The sequence below is a fragment of the Clostridium tanneri genome (genome assembly GCF_033659955.1).
GTDB classification, from domain to species: Bacteria; Bacillota; Clostridia; order Clostridiales; family Clostridiaceae; genus Clostridium_AM; species Clostridium_AM tanneri.
The window spans coordinates 19,809-39,527 of record NZ_JARUJP010000005.1 but is presented as its reverse complement, the minus strand read 5'-3'; the positions used below and the strand labels follow the sequence as shown (position 1 = coordinate 39,527).

The 19,719-nt window shown below is 31.8% G+C and carries 16 protein-coding genes; 1 reads left to right on the top strand and 15 read right to left on the bottom strand.

Annotated elements, in window-relative coordinates; genetic code table 11:
* Window positions 1-41 precede the first annotated feature (41 nt).
* From rho to ypeB, 6 genes are all read right to left on the bottom strand, one after another.
* Window positions 42-1,517, bottom strand: coding sequence for a transcription termination factor Rho (gene rho / locus P8V03_RS05665; protein WP_261670487.1), 1,476 nt, complete (start codon window positions 1,515-1,517; stop codon window positions 42-44).
* Window positions 1,518-1,840: 323 nt separating this feature from the next.
* Window positions 1,841-2,185, bottom strand: a complete 345-nt coding sequence (locus P8V03_RS05660; protein WP_318797160.1) for a hypothetical protein — start codon at window positions 2,183-2,185, stop codon at window positions 1,841-1,843.
* A gap of 180 nt (window positions 2,186-2,365) precedes the next feature.
* Window positions 2,366-3,982, bottom strand: coding sequence for a CTP synthase (pyrG, locus tag P8V03_RS05655; protein ID WP_261670485.1), 1,617 nt, complete (start codon window positions 3,980-3,982; stop codon window positions 2,366-2,368).
* 219 nt (window positions 3,983-4,201) lie between these two features.
* The gene (locus tag P8V03_RS05650; protein WP_261670484.1) at window positions 4,202-4,510 is read right to left on the bottom strand and encodes a ribose-5-phosphate isomerase; all 309 of its coding nucleotides are present in this window, start codon (window positions 4,508-4,510) and stop codon (window positions 4,202-4,204) included.
* A gap of 113 nt (window positions 4,511-4,623) precedes the next feature.
* Window positions 4,624-5,040 (bottom strand): YwiB family protein, encoded by a 417-nt coding sequence (locus P8V03_RS05645; RefSeq protein WP_261670483.1) that lies wholly within the window; start codon window positions 5,038-5,040, stop codon window positions 4,624-4,626.
* Between the two features lie 240 nt (window positions 5,041-5,280).
* Entirely contained in the window at window positions 5,281-6,651 is a 1,371-nt protein-coding gene (ypeB, locus tag P8V03_RS05640) for a germination protein YpeB (protein ID WP_318797157.1), read from the bottom strand.
* 386 nt (window positions 6,652-7,037) lie between these two features.
* Between ypeB and P8V03_RS05635 the strand changes: the two genes are divergently transcribed.
* Window positions 7,038-8,282 carry an MGDG synthase family glycosyltransferase gene (locus P8V03_RS05635; RefSeq protein WP_318797155.1) on the top strand — a complete coding sequence of 415 codons (1,245 nt, stop codon included), beginning with the start codon at window positions 7,038-7,040 and terminating at the stop codon, window positions 8,280-8,282.
* 14 nt (window positions 8,283-8,296) lie between these two features.
* On the opposite strand, the gene spoIIR is transcribed toward P8V03_RS05635, so the two are convergent.
* The 9 genes from spoIIR to P8V03_RS05590 form a co-directional block, all read right to left on the bottom strand.
* On the bottom strand, window positions 8,297-8,944 hold the full coding sequence (spoIIR, locus tag P8V03_RS05630) for a stage II sporulation protein R (protein ID WP_318797153.1): 648 nt from the start codon (window positions 8,942-8,944) through the stop codon (window positions 8,297-8,299).
* Window positions 8,945-9,019: 75 nt separating this feature from the next.
* The gene (locus P8V03_RS05625) at window positions 9,020-10,195 is read right to left on the bottom strand and encodes a Ger(x)C family spore germination protein (protein WP_318797151.1); all 1,176 of its coding nucleotides are present in this window, start codon (window positions 10,193-10,195) and stop codon (window positions 9,020-9,022) included.
* Window positions 10,192-11,298 carry a GerAB/ArcD/ProY family transporter gene (locus P8V03_RS05620; RefSeq protein ID WP_318797149.1) on the bottom strand — a complete coding sequence of 369 codons (1,107 nt, stop codon included), beginning with the start codon at window positions 11,296-11,298 and terminating at the stop codon, window positions 10,192-10,194. Before P8V03_RS05620 ends, P8V03_RS05625 begins: the two co-directional genes overlap by 4 nt.
* A 16-nt stretch (window positions 11,299-11,314) precedes the next feature.
* Entirely contained in the window at window positions 11,315-12,775 is a 1,461-nt protein-coding gene (locus tag P8V03_RS05615; protein ID WP_261670477.1) for a spore germination protein, read from the bottom strand.
* 44 nt (window positions 12,776-12,819) lie between these two features.
* Window positions 12,820-13,014: a CLC_0170 family protein gene (locus P8V03_RS05610; RefSeq protein ID WP_261670476.1), complete on the bottom strand. Its 195-nt coding sequence runs from the start codon at window positions 13,012-13,014 to the stop codon at window positions 12,820-12,822.
* A 168-nt stretch (window positions 13,015-13,182) separates the two neighbouring features.
* Window positions 13,183-14,025, bottom strand: a complete 843-nt coding sequence (gene ispE, locus P8V03_RS05605) for a 4-(cytidine 5'-diphospho)-2-C-methyl-D-erythritol kinase (protein WP_318797146.1) — start codon at window positions 14,023-14,025, stop codon at window positions 13,183-13,185.
* 174 nt (window positions 14,026-14,199) lie between these two features.
* Window positions 14,200-16,824, bottom strand: coding sequence for a cyanophycin synthetase (gene cphA, locus P8V03_RS05600; RefSeq protein ID WP_318797144.1), 2,625 nt, complete (start codon window positions 16,822-16,824; stop codon window positions 14,200-14,202).
* A gap of 50 nt (window positions 16,825-16,874) precedes the next feature.
* Complete coding sequence (locus tag P8V03_RS05595; protein WP_261670473.1) at window positions 16,875-17,690, bottom strand: cyanophycinase; 816 nt, start codon at window positions 17,688-17,690, stop codon at window positions 16,875-16,877.
* Between the two features lie 224 nt (window positions 17,691-17,914).
* On the bottom strand, window positions 17,915-19,477 hold the full coding sequence (locus P8V03_RS05590) for a DUF3794 and LysM peptidoglycan-binding domain-containing protein (RefSeq protein ID WP_318797141.1): 1,563 nt from the start codon (window positions 19,475-19,477) through the stop codon (window positions 17,915-17,917).
* Window positions 19,478-19,719 lie beyond the last annotated feature (242 nt).

Sequence of the window (19,719 nt, the reverse complement as noted above, 5' to 3'; positions counted from 1 at the left end):
TTATAATAAAACCTGTCCTTTACTGTAAAGGACAGGTTTTATTATTTATTTAAATTTCTTCCAAGTTCAGTTTTGCTAATAAAAGAAGTAAACTCTTCATTGGATTTAGTTTTCGATAATAAGCTTATTAACTGCTCCGTAACACCTTGAGTGTTGTTTTCATCATATAGTACCTTTCTTATGTTAAAGGCCGCTTCTTTTTCTGTCTGACTGCTAAATAGTAAGTCATCCCTTCTAGTACCAGATTTATATATGTCTATAGCCGGGAATATTCTTCTTTCTTGAAGTCTTCTATCTAGGTGCACTTCCATATTTCCAGTACCCTTGAATTCCTCAAATATCATATCGTCCATTCTGCTTCCTGTTTCAACGAGAGCTGTAGCAAGTATAGTAAGACTTCCGCCTTCTTCTATGTTTCTTGCTGCACCAAAGAACTTTTTAGGCATTATAAGTGCTCCTGGATCTAATCCACCAGAAAGAGTTCTTCCTGTTGGAGTTATTGTTAAGTTATAAGCTCTTGAAAGCCTTGTTATACTATCTAATAAAATCACTACATCCTGTCCCTGTTCCACCATTCTTTTAGCTCTCTCAAGAACCATGTAAGCAACTTTAGTATGGTGTTCTGGTTCTTCATCAAAAGTCGAATAAATTACTTCTCCATTAATTGACCTTTGCATATCTGTAACTTCTTCTGGTCTTTCATCAATTAAAACAACTATAAGTTTTATATCTGGGTGATTTTTAGATATACTTTGTGCTACTTTCTTTAGAAGAGTAGTTTTACCAGCTTTAGGAGGTGCAACTATAATTCCTCTTTGACCTTTTCCAATAGGTGATATTATATCCATAAGTCTTGTTGACAGATCAGAGCGCTCTGTTTCTAAATACAATCTCTCATCTGGGTATATAGGAATGAGTTTGTCAAAAGGCTTTCTACCTACTGCTCTTTCCGGATTTTCTCCATTTACTTTTTCTACATAAAGTAACGCCTTAAACTTTTCTCCTTCTTTAGGAGTTCTTACCTTACCTTGAACTTCATCCCCTGTCTTCAAATTAAATCTTCTTATTTGAGATGGTGATACGTATATGTCGTCTGGACCAGTCAAGTAATTTCTTCCTCTTAAAAAGCCATAATTATTATTTTCTATTATTTCAAGCACGCCTCTTGCTGTATCTGATTCATTAATCATTTCCTTAAGTTTTTCTCTTTTTTCTTCCTCACTAACTTTTGGTTCTTCAACCTTTTCTTCTTCCACTTTATTCTCTTCATTTTTAACATTATCAACTTCAATGTTATTAACCGCCTCTGCTTCCTGGTCAATATGTAGAGATTCATTTTTAGGGCTTATCTTTTCTCTAAGTATTATACCATCCTTTTCGATAAAGGCAGGCGAAACCATCTTTATTTGTTCGATTAATTGAGCCTTCTTATATTTCGATATATTCTTTATATCTAAATTTTTTGCTAGCTCTTTTAATTCCGCAACAGTCATATTTTCCAAATCATTACTAACCAAAAAATAACACCTCACATTATTTAATTTTTATTATATATAATCGCTAGGAAAAACAGGAAAGAATTTTATATCAGCCAACAGCTGCAAGATTTCATCCTTATATAATAAGATAATTATTGATGCATACCGAACTGGAATTCTCAGATAGAGAAACTCTTTATTGAAAGGTACACTGTAAAATACATTATACCCCTTTTTTTTATTTTAATCCATATCTTCAACTAAATATTACTTATTAAATGCAATTTTATACTTAGCAATAAAAAAATTTATGATACTTTAGTGCAAAACAAAGGAGTAAAAGAGGTCTTTTACTCCTTTGTTTATATTGTAGCACATATTCTCTTATTTATACTATTGTGCCTATTAGCCTTTTTTATTACTTCATGCTCATATCCTATATAGAACAAAGGTACTCCTAAAACCTCACAACCTCCTACTATTAACTTTCTTTTCACAAACTCACCTATTGTATATCTGTAATAATGGTAATTACCACAAACCGGACAGCTGATTTTAAGTACCACCTCTTTGTTATTCTGAACCTTTACCGTTAAAGAGGTGAAGGTTTCATTAACTCTATTTAATTCAAATAAAGAAAAAACCTCTATGTCATATTGGTCATAAAAATTTTTTACTGCAATACTCATATTAGCATTTAATATCATGTAATTCACCCCTGTGAAACTTTAATTGTTATTATAATCTAAATATAATATTTCTATAAATATCATTAAAATCCTTCATTAAAGTTTATAATTAATTTTCATCTAGGTATTTTTCATGTATAAAAAGTTGGCATGTGTAAATTTTAAGTATATTTACACATGCCAACTCTTGTTCATATTTTATTCAATTTCCAAATCACTATTGTCTATGGATGCTTTAATGAAATCTTTGAATAAAGGATGAGGCCTATTTGGTCTTGACTTAAGTTCAGGGTGAAATTGAACCGCCACAAACCAAGGATGATCCTTAATCTCAACAATCTCTACCAATCTTGAATCTGGACTTGTTCCTCCTAAAATTAAGCCTGATTCTGTTAAAACCTTTCTATACTCGTTGTTAAACTCATATCTATGTCTATGTCTCTCATATATTATTTCTTCGCCGTAAGCTTTAAATGAGTTTGTTTCCTTTGTAAGCTTACATGGATATACTCCTAGTCTCATAGTACCGCCCTTTTCGTCTATATCCTTTTGATCTGGCATTAAATCAATTACTGGATGTTTAGTTTCAGGGTCTATTTCAGAGCTGTTTCCATCATTATACCCCAAGACGTTTCTTGCAAATTCTATAACAACGCACTGCATTCCAAGACATATTCCAAGAAAGGGAACCTTATTCTCCCTAGCCCATCTAATTGCTTCAATTTTACCCTCTACTCCTCTATCACCAAAACCACCAGGTACTAGAATTCCATCTACATCTTTTAAGTACTCCTCAACATTATCCCTTGTAACATCTACAGCACTTATCCATTTTATACTTACATTTGCATCATTAGCATAACCACCGTGACTTAACGCTTCTACTACAGATATATAAGCATCATGAAGTTCAACGTACTTACCAACTAAAGCAATAGTTATATTTTTAGAAAGACCTTTAATTCTCTCTACCATGTTTATCCATTCACCGTTATCTATTTCTTTACATCCTAAACTTAGTTTTTCACATACTAGTTTATCTAACCCCTCTTTATGAAGCATTAATGGAACCTCATACAAATTCTCTGCATCTAGATTTTGAATAACTGCATTTGCATCTACGTTACAGAACAATCCAATTTTCTCTTTCAAATCATCAGAAAGAGGTTTTTCTGAACGACATACAATTATGTCTGGCTGAATACCAATGCTCCTTAATTCCTTTACAGAATGTTGCGTAGGTTTAGTTTTAAGCTCCCCTGACTTACCTAAATAAGGTACTAATGTAACATGTATAAAACATACATTCTCTCTTCCAACATCATACTTTATCTGTCTTATAGCTTCTAAAAAAGGTAAAGATTCTATATCTCCAATCGTTCCACCTATCTCAGTTATAACCACATCTACATCTCTTTCTTTACCCACTCTATATACTCTAGATTTAATTTCATTTGTTATATGCGGAATTACCTGAACAGTACCACCTAAGTAATCTCCTTTTCTCTCCTTTGATATGACTGACCAATATATTTTACCTGTTGTAACATTGCTGTTTTTACTTAAGCTTTCATCTATAAATCTTTCGTAATGCCCCAAATCTAAGTCAGTTTCTGCACCATCATCAGTTACAAAGACTTCTCCATGTTGGTATGGACTCATTGTTCCTGGGTCTATATTTATATATGGGTCAAATTTTTGAATCGAAACCTTAAGACCTCTATTTTTTAAGAGTCTTCCTAATGAAGCTGCTGTTATTCCTTTTCCTAACGAAGATACTACTCCTCCGGTTACAAATATATATTTTGTACTCATAAAACTACTGCTTTTTAAAGCAGTCTTCACCCCCTATTTTTATAAATTATGAAATATTTATATGTAATATAGTAAATAATTCTTGACAAAGTAATTTAATAACTATATAATAAAAATTACCCTCATTATATAATGGGATTTTTGCGTTTTAAAACATACTAAATATAATATCACATTATTTTATTTTGTGCTATATTATTTTTTGTAAAATTCATTGGTCTATTCTACTTTTTCGATTAAATCCTCTGCTTCAAAATACATATCTCTTATTTTTCTATTTAATAAAAGCTTTTCCTCTGCCTTTTTTAGGTTGTTATTTATCTTGTTTTTGTTAACTGAAGGGAAGTCTCTTTTTAGTATTCCCATATCATCACAACCATACCTCTTTATTAAAAGAAAAAAAAGATATTTACAATTCTGATCCTTTAAAATTTCTAATAATTCTTCTCGTTTTACACCTTTATATTCGCATAGCAAGTTGATTATCTTTTCATATCTTTCCTCTTTGCCTGTAAAATATTTTCCCAATATAACACTTCCTTTTGTTGTACTTTATTAATTTAAGTATTGTCCATATATTAAAATTCTAAACAAAGTCATAATAAATATAATAATAAATAGAAAAGACGCAGGTATATCTGCTATTCCTGCGTCTTTATGTTTACTGTTAAAACAGTATTAGTAGGAGCGTTCCCACCTACAGCCATATTATAATTTATAAGTACATTTCCGCCCTCTTCATTGATGTTAATATCTAAGCTGTTTGTTTCTATCTCTAGTTGAATGGTTCCGTAAGGGGTGTTATACATAGATATACTTTTAGATTTTTTGTCAAAATCCATTTTTGCAGTAGTACTTCCCATTCTTATAAGAGAGAGCTTATTTTCACCTATTTTTAAAGTTGTTGTAGTTCCTTCCATGCCAGAAACCTCTGTTTCTTCATAAACTGCATAATAAGCATTATCCTTTTTATAGAAATCTCCTGGTGTAACTACTTCTACAGCTTCATCATCCCCACTAACTTTACTAGACACTGATACTATCGCTTTCTTTTTCATAATCCTCCATCCCTCCTACTGATTCGGAACTAAACTTAAATTTAACTCCCCTAAATACCTTAATAAAGTACAAAACTTCTAAATATTAGTTTAGTAAATTTTTATAACTTTATCAATAACTTATTTATTAATTATCCTACTTAAGGAATGGTGAAATTTTAGCCAGGTGTACAATTTTATATCCTCTCTACTTATAAATAACGACTATCAAATATAATATGTCAGCTTTGAGGTTCATTACTACATAGTAAGTTGGCCGTTTGGTGTATTTATAATTTGCATTATCTTTTGTTCATATCCAGTATCTGCGTTTATATAAACCAGGAAGTTATCATCTTTATAGCTTCCAAAAAACTCATAACACAATACTTCCTTATTTGTTTCCGTTGGTACTATTGCAAGCCTAACGTTATTAACATTGAGTCTCTTCGATATTTTTTCTTTTGCTTGTTCTGGAGTTATCTTAGGATTAGAAATTGTTCTATTTTCTTCATGGGCTACTAGGTATTTTTCCGATTCTATTCCAACTATACTACCATTATCTAATGCAATCTTAAGTTTTACTTGATCTGGATACACAGTAACATTTCCTTGCTTATAAACATAGTTTGTTACTACTGTAGTCCCGTAATTTTGCGAATATGTAGATACCATATTATTATAACCTATATTTTTAAGATAATTTGTTCCCAGGTCTATTGCCTTTTTAGCATCTACAGTTGCTGCACCTACACTTCTATTGTTAATTAGATAAACTACTTTTCCACCGTGCTTACTTATCTCACAAACTACACTTTCATTCTTATCTCTCCTTCCTTTTAATGCAGCTGAGAATCTATAAGCATCTATAGTAGTTTTTCCTTGGTTTGGTTGAAATGATATACTCTCTATCTTGTCTTTTCCTATTATATTTCTAGCAATTTCTTCTGCTTGTTTTTGCGACACCTCTTTTTGAGAGTTTATTCTTGGTTTTATCTCTAAAACATTTTCTGAAAAAGGTCCATCATATATCAAAGCAGGATATTGAACCACTTGTTTTTGTATACCTTCAAACTTTTCTGCCAATGGTTCCCCCTTGCCGCTTGCTAATACCCCTGTTACCTTTTTTCTTATCTCTCCCCATCTTACTTTTCCTTGGTTTATATCTAATGCCAGATTTTTAAGCTGCTGTTCTAAAGCAAAGGACTCTTCTTTCAGCCTATCTACGGAGGCATATTCTTGATCAGTTAGGGTTCTTCCTTCCGATGAAGCTCTAACAAGAGAGTTGCAAAAATCCCCGACCTGAGTTAGAAATTTACTAGTATCACCTATTGTTTGCTGTGATACTGGAAGAGAATGCAGCTTGTCATTTGCTATAGATGCATTCCTGAATATTTCACCAAACAAAACTATTCCTTGTTCTTTAGAACCTACTACTGCAGCCTTTCCTAGGTTTACTCTTATATTCTGAACCGAATCTACCAAATCATACATACTCTTGCTATATTCTCCCTGAAGATAATTTCTATAATCTGTCCTTTCTAGAGTCATAAGAACAGCAAAAGTACTTGAAAAAACTACAATTAAAGTTACTAATGAAGTATATATCATTCTTTTTCTGGTGATTTTCATAAAAACTCCTCCTAATATCAAGTAGTAATAGTTCCATAATTAGTTCTATATTTAATAAAAACTATATTCTATATTATCTGTATTTAACTGATAGTTATTCACTAGGGGAGATTTTGTTTAAATAGGCTAAAAATAATTTGCAATATTTATTAATTAAGTTAGTATAGACTTTAGTTAAGTGTTAAAATAGAAATATGCACTAAATAAAAAGAGATGTAATTTTTTGTATTATTCTTAAGCATTAGAATAAAATAACTATAGTGAGACAAAACTATTATGTGAGTTTATTTTTATATTAACTTTTTCTTAATTGTTTATTAAACTTGTTTATTATTCTTGTTACATTTTATATAATATTATTACATACTTAACCGGAAGGTGATTAAATGAAGGTATTAATCCTTTCAATTTCTGCAGGTGGCGGTCATAGTCAGGCTGCAGAGGCACTAAAAGATTATATAAATTTAAAAGACTCAAACTCGGAAGTTAAAGTTATAGATGCTTTTAAATACATAAATCCATTAATAGATAAGGTAGTAATAGGAAGCTATTTGAAAACTCTAAAGGTAACTCCTTCACTTTATGGAAAGTTATATACCCATTACGAGGGAGATTATACGCTAGTAAATACAATAGGCTCTAAGTTCATTGAAATTATGACTCATAAGCTGCTTCCTTTAATTGAGGACTTCAACCCAGATATACTGGTGAGTATGCATTCCTTTTCAACAGAAATGATATCCATAATGAAGTCTAAGTATAAAGTGGCTATTCCAGCTATTACAATAATTACAGACTATTATCCTCATAGCTCCTGGCTTCACCCTAATATTAACGCTTATATAGTTTCTAGCTGTGATATGATTGAGGATATGGTTTCAAAAGGTATTCCTAGAAACATTATATATAACTTAGGTATACCAGTTAAACCTGGCTTTACAGAAAAATATGATAAAAAGAACACCTTAAATGAACTAGGCCTAAGTGAAGAGAAGAATACTATACTAGTTATGGGCGGAAGTCTAGGAATTGGTAAGATTACCGATGTGTATAAGGAACTGGTTAAGGTTACTAATGAAATTCAAATAATAATTATTACCGGAAGTAATAGAAAACTTTACTATGAACTTATGAAACTTAAAGGAAACTCATCAAAGGAAACTAGAATTATAGGCTATACAGATGAGGTTAATAAATACATGCAAGCTTGTGATTTACTTTTAACTAAACCTGGAGGCCTTACAATAACAGAAGCGCTAATATGCCAGACCCCTATTGGAATTTTTTCTCCGATACCTGGTCAAGAGGAAAAGAATGCAGAATTTCTTCTAAAGCATGACTTAGCAGTTAACTTTTTTAACATTGATACTTGTAAAGAAACTATAGAAAATCTTTTATCTTTTGATAAAAAATTAGATATAATGCGCAAGAACTTTGCAAACTTTTCAAAACCCTATTCTGCAAGTGAAATATTTAAGCTTATGGAGTTACTTGTTAAAGAAACGGACACAAGTAATAAAATCAAAACTTCTGAAAAAGTCTTTGATAAAAATAGCACTGATAAGAACTTTTTTAAGTCAGTAGAAGAATATTTCATGAAAACAGCCACAAAAATTTTTATTGGCAACTAAAAATCCAGCATATACTATGCTGGATTCCTCTTTTTTAATATCTCCAATATCTTAAATTCAACCTTTATATTACCAATCTCCTTGTTATCAGAGCTTATTTTGTTATTTACAATTTTATATTCCTCTGGTGTCAAAACCTTCTTCATTTGCTCTTCTGTTTCTTTATAAGAAACCTCACCTTTAGTGATATCTACAAAGCAGAGAGGAGGAAACATTACACACCACCAGTTTTTCCCTTCACCATTCCCTATGATTATTCTATATGCTTCATAATTACCCTGAGGTAAAGTTATATTTCCATAGGTTTTTATAGGAAAGTTTTCATTTTCTATTGCTGCTCTAACTGGGTAGTTATATCCGTTTTCTTCTATAACTTTACTTGCAATATATAATATCTCTTTATTGTTTCTTTTAATTATTTCCCTAGACTCTTCTATACTTTTAGAACCTTTAAGTTTCGGTTGGATATATTCTAAAACTTTATCTCTTACTTTTAATTTTAGGGCTTGGTCATCTTTTGAGTCACTGTTAGCTAAAACATGAAATCTTATAATCTTACCTGCTATATCCTTTTGAACATTTTCACCTTTTACGCTTACCTGTTTACTATTTAAAGTAAATATAACTAAAACACTAATAATTATTAATAAAAGCTTTTTCATTTTTTTATCCCCCAATATCTTTATCTTTATATCACTAATTATTGACAGATATTTTAGTTATATTCACTTTTAAAACTATTTTACTACTCCTATTCTTCTTACATTTGTATTAACATTTACATTTACAACTGCATTTTTATAGCTTTCTCCCCAGCTATTTTTTCTTTTTCTCCATATACTTGGATGAAACTTTTCAACATACTCTCTAAGTCCTATAGGATCAACTTCAAACTCCTGCTGTGTTATTCTAACTACTCGCTCACATTCTTTCTTTATAGATTTATTGAAATTATCTTGTATATAGCTTAAGGTATCTTTAGAGAATATACTGCCGTCAGTATGATAATCCTTTACTTCTCCCTCTATTCTCAAGTCTATATTAAATATCAGCTTACCTCCAGTATCCTGTACAGATATCTTTCTGTCTACTCCATCAATACTAATGTCTACTGGATGACCGTTTAGATAAGTTACTCTTCTTCCTCCCCTTAACTTTCCTCTAAGCATAACTAGATTTGAAGTTTCCACCGGGCTTAAATTTCCTATTATTTTGTAATTTTTTATCATTCCCACTCCTGCTATTCTTAACTCATTTTTATCCTTTTCTATTGTCATAACAGGAAGCATTGCATTTCCGTTTTGGCTTAATAATACTAAAAATTCATTTAATGTTATAGGAAATATAGTATCACTTCTAGAGCTATTTTCTATAAGACCTGTTAAAAATCCCTCTATATTCTTTTCCATGCCAGGCTTATACTTTAAGTATTCTTCTGCTTTTCCATCTGCTAAAACCACATACATCATTCTGTTTAAAGAAGGTTCTCTTTGAAGATAATCTACTACCTCCTTTGCAACGTCTGGGTAAGTCATCAAATCCTTACTTAATACAAGGAGTTTTGTATGACTAAACTTTATATCTCTGCTTGTTTGAAGTGACACTTTGCTTATAGCATCCTGCATTGAGTATCCGTCTGCCATTAAATATATATCCTCAGCAGATGAGCCCTTATCTGGTCCTAGCTTACTTATATCTGGAGCGCCAAAAGTAACATGAATTTTCTTTACATCCATAGCTGTGTAAGGCTCATCTGGCTTTAAACTCTTTAACTCTTTCTCTTTACCGATTTCCTCTCCAACATCAATTCCCATAATAGATACCAAACTTTTTCTATCTATTTCTATCTTATCCCAACACCCACTTAGTAAAATACAAACTAAAATCAAGGATACCATTTTTCTTAATTTCATTTTCTAATCTCCCCCTCTTCCACTCTTCTTTCTGAAGACCTTCTAAAAAAAAGTATTAGAGGCAGTATTACTAAACTATATAGCGTAAGTAAAGGTGTAACTTTACTATTTATATCATAAAGTTCTGCTATATTTTCAGGATATAAAGCAATTAAATATATAAAAGGTACTATTAAAACAGATGATAATTTTACATCTTTCAGACTAAACATATCCCTAAGTATATCTGCAGACAAATAGTATGAGTTTACAAAGGTAGTAAAATAGAATATTACCCATAACGCCATTACTACCCCTTCCCATCTTTCAATGAAAGCTCCAGGAATACTTATAGACTTTATCATAGTAATGGTAGGCCATAATAGTATCTTTGTTTGTTCTTTTGAAAATACCGCTAATGTAAATACTACAATAAGTGTATAAAAAATTGTAATAAAACTGATTCCTTTGAAAGCTGCTCTTTTTATCCCTTTTTTATTTTTTACAAAAGGTAATACCGTGTAAATTATACCTATGCCGCCAAAGCTAAATATTGATGTATTTAAAGCCCATATGTATTGAATCGGACTATTATTAAAGACAGGCAGAATATTAGTGAAGTCTGTTCTATTTAAAGTAAATAGCAAAACAAATATTATAGGAACAAACATAATCCAAAATGAGATTTCATTAAACTTTATTAAGGTATCTATCTCTCCTCTTAATAAATAACTTCCTACAAGTATAGTTATTATAAGCAAAAATTCTGTAGGAGTTTTTTGCAATAGATACATTTTTATTACTTCTATAAATATCCTCATACCTGTCGCAACAGAAAATATGTTATATACTATAAAAAATAAAGCTAAGATTGAACCTATTCCCCTTCCAAACTTTCTTCTCAAAATATTGTATAACTTATCATAACTATTAGCTCTCAAGGCTTTATAAGCCATGTATATTAATAAATAGCTTACAACTCCACTTACTATCGATATAATCCACCCTTCATTTCCAACTAGCGCTGACAATTCTCTAGGGTAGGAGAAAATACCTACTCCAACAACGGTTACTACTATAGTAGAAAACAATCCGAAAGGAGTAACGAATTCTTTATCCTTCATAATAGACATATCACCTCTATTTCTGTCTTACTTTATCTTCAGTATTCATATATTCTGGTCTTTTACTAAAGGCTTTTAACGGAAACCTTATATACATATCCTTAAAGTCTGATATATTAGGGTTAACCATAGGAGATAAATAAGGTATACCAAAACTTTTTAATTTTACAAGATGTATAAGTATAATGATCAGCCCTAGCACTATACCATATAACCCTACAACAGACGCTGCTATTATTAAGAGAAACCTTAATATCCTAAAAGCAGTTGATATCTCAAAATTAGGTGTAGTAAAATTTGTTATAGCCGTTACCGAAACTATAATAATCATTATAGGACTAACAACTCCCGCAGTAACAGCTGCCTGACCGATAATGAGACCACCTACTATACCTATAGTTGAACCTATCGCCTTAGGCAGCCTTGCTATAGCCTCGATTAATAAAGCTAAACTTACCTCCATAATTATAGCTTCTACAAAAGCTGGAAAAGGCACACCCTCTCTAGATGCAGCTATAAAATATGCCATCTTAGTAGGAATTATAGCTGTATGAAATGATGTAACTGCTACATAAAGTGCTGGTAGCAATAATGATAAAAAAATAGAGAAAAATCTCATAAACCTCATTAATGATCCGTATATCCATCTTTGATAATAATCATCAGGTGATTGAAAAAAATTAGGCATGGTTGCTGGAACAATAATCGCAAAAGGTGAGTTATCTACAAGTATAGCAATCCTACCCTCATATAATGCTGCAGCCACCACATCTGGTCTTTCCGTATTTTGTATCTGAGGAAAGATGGACCACTTGTCATCCTCTACCATTTGTTCAACGTATCCACTATCTAAAACTGCATCTATATTTATTCTTTCTACCCTGCTAAGCAATTCTTCTAAGGCATCTCTGTTTACAATATCTTCAATATACATTATTGCTGCATCAGTTTTAGATCTAACACCTAAAGACTTTGGAACTACCTTAAGCCTTGTGTCTCTTATTCTTCTTCTAACTAGTGCAGTATTAAATCTTATTGTTTCAGTAAAACCATCTCTTCCGCCTCTTATTACAGTCTCCCTAGAAGGTTCTGATACCCCTCTAGCTGGCCAAAAACGAGTAGCTATAACATAAGCACCTTCAAGCCCCTCAACAAACATCAAAGTATCACCTGAAAGCATTGCGTTAACACCTTCACTAAGCTTTTTTACTTCTCTGACATCAGTGACAGCTAAAATTCTATCCTTTATTTCACTTGCCTTCGTTATGTTATGGCCCTTAAGCATTACATTTTCAAGCACATAATCGTCTAAAAGTATTTTATCTCCCATTCCATCTATGTATACTAATGCTGATTTCAGCTTTCCTATGTAAAACTCCCTAAAAACTATGTCTGAAGCATCTTCTAAAAGTTCTTTTAAATAACAAATGTTTTCTTCTGTTTTTAATGATATGCAGTCTCTAATTTCTTCTTTCAAAAATGATCACTTCCCTTGACGTTATTGTAGTTTTTCTTTTTAGTCTATACAGCATACATAGCAAATAAATATAGAATAATTGATATTATTATTGAGCCTAAACCCATTATCTTTGCCTTATTTGCTGTTCTTTTCATACATGCTCTCTTAAAACTTTTTGAGTCAATGAATGCTAATACAAATCCCTGTATTAGCATCAACGCTAAGAAATATTTACTAAATAGTCCTAATATCCTCATAATATCCGCTCCTAATCTTTTCAGATAACCTCTCATTATTTTTAGCCTTAACATTCTTAATTATGCACAAAATTAATTTAGGAATTAAAGTTACGTACTTATACTTTTACCTAAAATTTCCAAAGAAAAAGAGTGTATAAAAATATCAATACTTTTATACACTCTCTCTTAAATTGTTCTTGTTATAAACACTTCTTCATAACTTTTCTTCATTCTGTCATAATACATCTGAGCTTTTAACATATCATCAAAAAAAGCAAACACTGTAGGTCCACTGCCACTCATTAATGAACCCAAGGCTCCCATTTTAACAGCTTCTTCTTTTATCTCTTTTAGTACCGTATGCTTTTTTAGGGTTACCTCTTCTAATACATTCTTCATATTACTGCTGATACTAGCTAAGTCATTATTTTCTACAGATCTTATTAAAAACTCAGTGTCAGGGTGCTCTGCTATGTTATCTACTTTTAAGCTTTCATATACTTCTTTTGTAGACACTCCAAAGGAGGGCTTAACTAATACCAATATATGATTTTTAAAAGATTTAAGCTTTGTAACCTTCTCTCCTATTCCTTCACAAAGAGCTGTGCCGCCAACTATGCAATATGGTACGTCAGCGCCTATGCTTAATCCCAGTTCCATAAGCTCAGCATCTTCTATTTCTGGTCTATAAAGGCTTCTCATAGCTCTTAAAACTGCAGCTGCATCAGTACTTCCTCCTGCTAGCCCAGCAGCCATAGGTATATTCTTTTCTATATGTATTTCCACTCCGCCTCTTACGTTATAGTTGTCTATAAAAAGCTCTGCAGCTCTATAAGCTAGGTTTTTTTTATCTATAGGTAATTCTTTTCTACTGCAGGTTAGCTTTATTTTGTCTGTTGTCTTCATTACACTTATTACATCATGTAGCTCTATGTTCTGCATTATCATCCTCAAGTTATGATAGCCGTCTTCTCTTCTACTAATAACGTCTAATGATAAATTTATTTTTCCATAAGCCTTCAGTATCATCGTTTCCCCTCCAAACAATCATGCCTTTTACTAGAATAGTATAATATATGGCTAAAATTAAAGCTATACCTTCAGATTAGAATTTAAAAGCACTTAGCTTTTAAAGCTCTAACCTTTCTAAAAGGTATAGCTTTTGATATTCTTAAAACTTGCTTTTAAAACAGGTAGAATTCTTTATGCCATAATTGCAGATTGATCTTTGTTTGTCTTTAAGCTAATTCTCTCTTTAACTAACTCTACTAAAGGTTTTGAATCCTCAAAGAACATTATTATTAGATCACCGGCTTTTGCGTCGTCTAAAGCTTTTTCTAATGCATCTCTTTCGTTTAATACTATATCTATACTCTTTCTATCAAAACCTGCTTTTAAAACACCATTTTCTAGGATACTTGCAATTTCTCCATTTTTTCTTCCTCTTTTATCTTTGTCTTCTTTAATATATATATAATCGAAGTTTTCTCCTGCTATTTTTCCAACCTCTTCTACGCTACTATTAGTTCTATCTCCAGGTACTCCTATAATACCAACAAGTCTATTATGCTTTATATTTTTTGCTCCTGATAAAACGGCTTTATATCCTTCTATATTATGACCATAGTCTAAAACTACTACAACGTTATCTATATTATACATATTGAATCTTCCTGGATTAAACTCTTCATCTCCATAAAAGGTCGTCAATCCCTCTTTTATAATTGGGTAGTCTAATTTAAGACCGATTAATGCTGCACAGGCTGCCATAGCATTTTCTATATTATAGGTTAACTTGCCTTCTAAAGTTATTTTGATATCTTCCACTTTTACTATAGGTACTATTTCTCCACTTTTTTCTACACACATTACTCCATTACTAATATAAACACCATATCCACCGTTGCTTATATTAGATCTTAGCGTGGTGTTATATTTATCCTTGGAAAATATAATTATATTACTCTTCATCCTGTCTACTATAGTTTTACTCATAGGATCATCTGCATTTAATACAACATATCCTTCATCTTTTACTGCTTCTCCTACTAAGGCCTTTACATAGGCTAGATCTTCAAGTGTATCTATTCCGTCTATCCCTAGGTGATCCTCTGTGATATTCGTTATAACTGCCACATCTGCTAAATCATAGGCGAGACCCTTTTTCAAAATGCCACCTCGAGCTGTTTCTAAAACAGCAGCATCTATTTCTTTGTTAGCTAGAATTGTTCTAGCACTATAATATCCAGTAGTATCTCCTTTATGGATGCACTTATTATTTATATATATTCCACCAGTTGTAGTCATTCCTACATTACATCCTGCCTTCGATAGAGCATAACTTATAAGCCTTGTAGTAGTGGTTTTCCCATTAGTACCAGTTATAGCTACTACAGGTATACTTTTAGGTGAATCCTTGAACATCATATCCACTATAGATCCAGCAACATTTCTACTTTTACCTTCACTTGGATAATGATGCATTCTAATTCCTGGTGCAGCATTAACCTCTATTATTGCTCCACCATCGGTAATAGGTTTACTTATATCATTACAGCATACATCTATTCCACATATATCAAGACCTATCGCTCTAGCAGCTCTTTCACATATCTGAATATTTTCCTCATGAATAATATCAGTACAATCTATTGCTTTACCACCTGTTGACAAGTTAGCATTTTCTCTTAGAATCAACTTTTCCCCTTCCGGTAAAATACTTTCTAGGTTATATCCCTTTTTGCTAATATAGGTCTTTAATTCATCATTTAGTTTTATTTTTGTTAAAGGTTTTTCATGACCTTCCCCTCTCATACTATCTCTATTTACATCATTTACCAACTCTCTTATACTGCTAAACCCATCTCCGATAATATAAGGAGGAATTCTCTCTGCTGCAGCTACAACCTTCCCGTCTACTACACATACTCTATAATCTCTTCCAAATATATTTTTTTCAATTATAATGTCACTAAAGCCTTTAGCCAATACTTCGTACGCATTAAGGGCTTCTTTTTCATTTTTAATATTTACAAAGACACCCTTGCCCTGATTACCAAACCTAGGCTTTAAAGTTATAGGATACCCAATTCTTTCTGCTTTAATTAACATCTCTAAGGCATTTCTAACTTTTCCGCCTTCTGCAATAGGTAGACATTGATTGTGTAAAATCTCCTTAGTTAGCAGCTTATCACAAGCTATGTCTACACCAATAGACCTTGTGTTATCAGAAATAGTTGCCTCTATTACCTTACTATACCTGCCATATCCTAGTTGAAACATGCTTCCTTCTCCAATTTTCATTACAGGTATGTTTCTATCTTTAGCTTCTTTAATTATAGATAGTGTACTTGGTCCAAGTTCTTCAGTTCTTAATATAGTTCTTACTTTACTAATAGCATCCTTTAAATCATAATTTTCTTTATTAATTAAAGAGTTGATTAGGTTCACTGTAATTTTACCGATTTCAACTCCAGTGCTTACATATACATATTCGTAGATAATATAGTACTTATCTCCGTCTATTTCTCTAGACTTACCATATGCTGCATTTAAACCTAATCTGTTTTGGAGAGCTAATATAATATGCTCACAGGTGTGGGAAAGATAAGTTCCTTCATAAAGTCTTTTTTTGAATCCATTTTCTTCATCAATTCCACACCTATGTTCATTTAATTCTGGAATTAGTTCTAATACCTTTTCATTAAATCCCTCTATATCCTTTGTTGGAATATCTCTATATCCCTGTAAGTCTACACACATCTTGATACACTTTCTATGAGAATATATATTTCTTCCTTCGAAAATTCTAAATTCATCTATTTTCATTTTTGTGTATATTGTCCTCCTATTTTTATCAGCTATATTTTATAAATCTTTTATGATTTAACTCCACTAAATGGCTTCTTGGTATTTAAATTAAAACTATCTCCAGATTTTAAAACGTATAATTTCACATTAAAAATAGACAATAGCTCATCTGGATATTGTTCTGATACATTACTATAAGTTATATTGCTTCCATCTATAACGTATACAGCTCCAGATCCTATTACCTTGAACTCTCCTTCTTCATTTACAACAATGGCTGTATCCTCGTCAATTCCTATTCCTAGACTTTGAGGATTTTCTGCTATTCCAACAAGCAGTCTTCCTACTCTTCCCCTCTGGGCAAAATGCTGATCTATAATCACATCTTTAATTAAGCCTAGTCCTGGTGCCATTTTTAAAGTGCATTTTTTTGGCGATTCGTCGTCAGGTCCAGTAATTATCATAGTAGCACTCATAACAGAAGCTCCAGCAGAGGTTCCAACAAAAATACATCCATCTTCATATGCATTAAGCATTTTTTGATAAATAGGTGTACCTCCTAGTAAACTAGTTATCCTAAGCTGGTCTCCTCCTGTAAAGAATACCAAGGCTGCTTCTTCTATAATGCTAACATTATTTTTATCATAGGCATCTTTCCTATCCTTTATATTTAATATCTTGATATTTTTAACTCCTAATTTTTCAAATACATTTCTATATTCATATCCTAATTCTTCTGGCAACTCAGATGCCACAGTTGTTACAACAAGCAGGTCATTATCCTTATCCAGTTTTCTGCAGACTTCTCTTAGTATCTTCTTGTCACCTTTCTTATCCTCTGCGCCTCCTATTATTATTAGACTTCCTTCTAACTTTTCTTCCAATGTATACACCCCTTTTTGTGGATATTTTTTATTTTTTCCACATATCTAATTATTATACATAGGCTAATTTTCGCTATTAATATAGATAAAAATTAAAAGCTTCAGTAGTCAGCCTACTGAAGCTTTTAAATATTAAACTGTGTTTATCTTTTTGCAATAAGTCTAATTATTATACTAAATTACAAAGCTTTTATATTTTTAAATAATATTTTATGCTTTACAATTTATATTACAGCTCTTCCTGGTATAATAAGTTTATCTCCAACTCTTATAGAATCTAGATCCTCTACGTTGTTAATCTTAATCAAATCATCTATTGTAGTTCCATACTTCTTAGCTATTTTCCAAAGTGTGTCTCCATGTTGAGTAACATAAATAGTAAGACTAGCCTTCTTTTTAGGAAGTTCTCCTTCTACAGCACTCATATCCACTAGAAACTCCTTATGAGTAATATAATTTACTCTAGAATACACTTCAACTACAGCCTTTATAGCTATGGTATCCGCTTCTATGGATGAATCTATACTCTCCAGGTTAGCCTTTGCAATGCACTGCATATCAATTTTACATCCTGGTATTTCTACTGAACAATTAAATGGTATTTCCTCACTTACTGTATATATATTTTTTTCATCATCAGTAGTTCTATACAGCACTTTTACATCTAAAACCCCATCTACTATAACTTTATCTTCAACTATTTTTTTATCTGTTATACATACCTTCCCAGAACACATAACTATCTGAGACATCTTTGGCCTACTGCTATCTAACTCGATATTATATTTTACTATACTTTGGTTAGTTGCTTGCCCATGCATCACATTTAGTTCATAATCCTTTTTGTCCATTTTCATAATTGAAGAAGGGGAGTATGCATCTTCTATAATATCCATGCCTTCTTTATACATAACCTTTGTATTTGACTTTATCAAGCATTCTAAAGCAAGAAGTCTATTCTCTCCTAAATCATCTTCATTAATGCTATAATCAACAGAATCAACCTTAAAATCTGTGTAGCTGTCCATTGTTGGATTTACGCCATCTAAATCTAACTCCTTACTGACTAATACATCATCTTCTATGGACACTAAATCTCTAATATCTTTTCCTCTGTAAAGCACAGTTATTAATGCAGATGCCTCTAAGAATATCTTTCCCTCCATAACTCTAATGTCCTTTTTATGGATCTTAACATCACACTTTAATATATTACCAATCTGCGGCTTATCCATAGGTACTTGCATTTGAGTTTTAGCTATTAAATCTCCAGAAACTGTACCAACTATCTTATCCACTGTCGCTGGATTTTTTAACATTTGCACATCTTCGGAACCAGTAACATCTTTTATTACTTCAAAGTTGTAATTTTTATAGACTTCTGCCTTTAGCTTTACAATTCCTTCTACTGCTACCTTTCTTTCATTTACTATGCCACATTCCATATGTTCTACATAACAGTCCGCATCACAAAGCATTCTATAATCTGATCCAGGAATCTCTACGTAGTTTGAAAACTTTCCTACATAAGTAACACTATGAACACCGGTACTTTCTTCCTCTCTAGCTAGATAAAGTATAGTATATTCTACTTGTCCTTCTATAGAAACTTTGTCCTGTATAACTTCCTTATTCACTATAAAAGGCTTGGCGTCAACCATTAAAATTTCACTAACGTCAGGATGAGTATCCGGTATTACATATTCGGCTTTTACTACAGTATCAGAAAAACTTTCACCAAGTAATTGTTCACACTCTATATTTTCTTTAATCAGCTCCATAGCCATGAATCTCCCTCCCATAAAAACCTACTATTTATTTATATATTCTCTAATAGGAAAATATGATAAAGTGGGCCATTTTTTCAAAATAAATAATATGTGCAAAATTGATATATTGCTACAACATTCATCATCTTTCCCATGTATTCTCTCCTGAAAAGCAATTTGGAATGTTTATTAATATTGACATTTGGAGAATTTTGACGTAATATTGAATTAGATGGTTGTTGATTATATAACCTCTCATA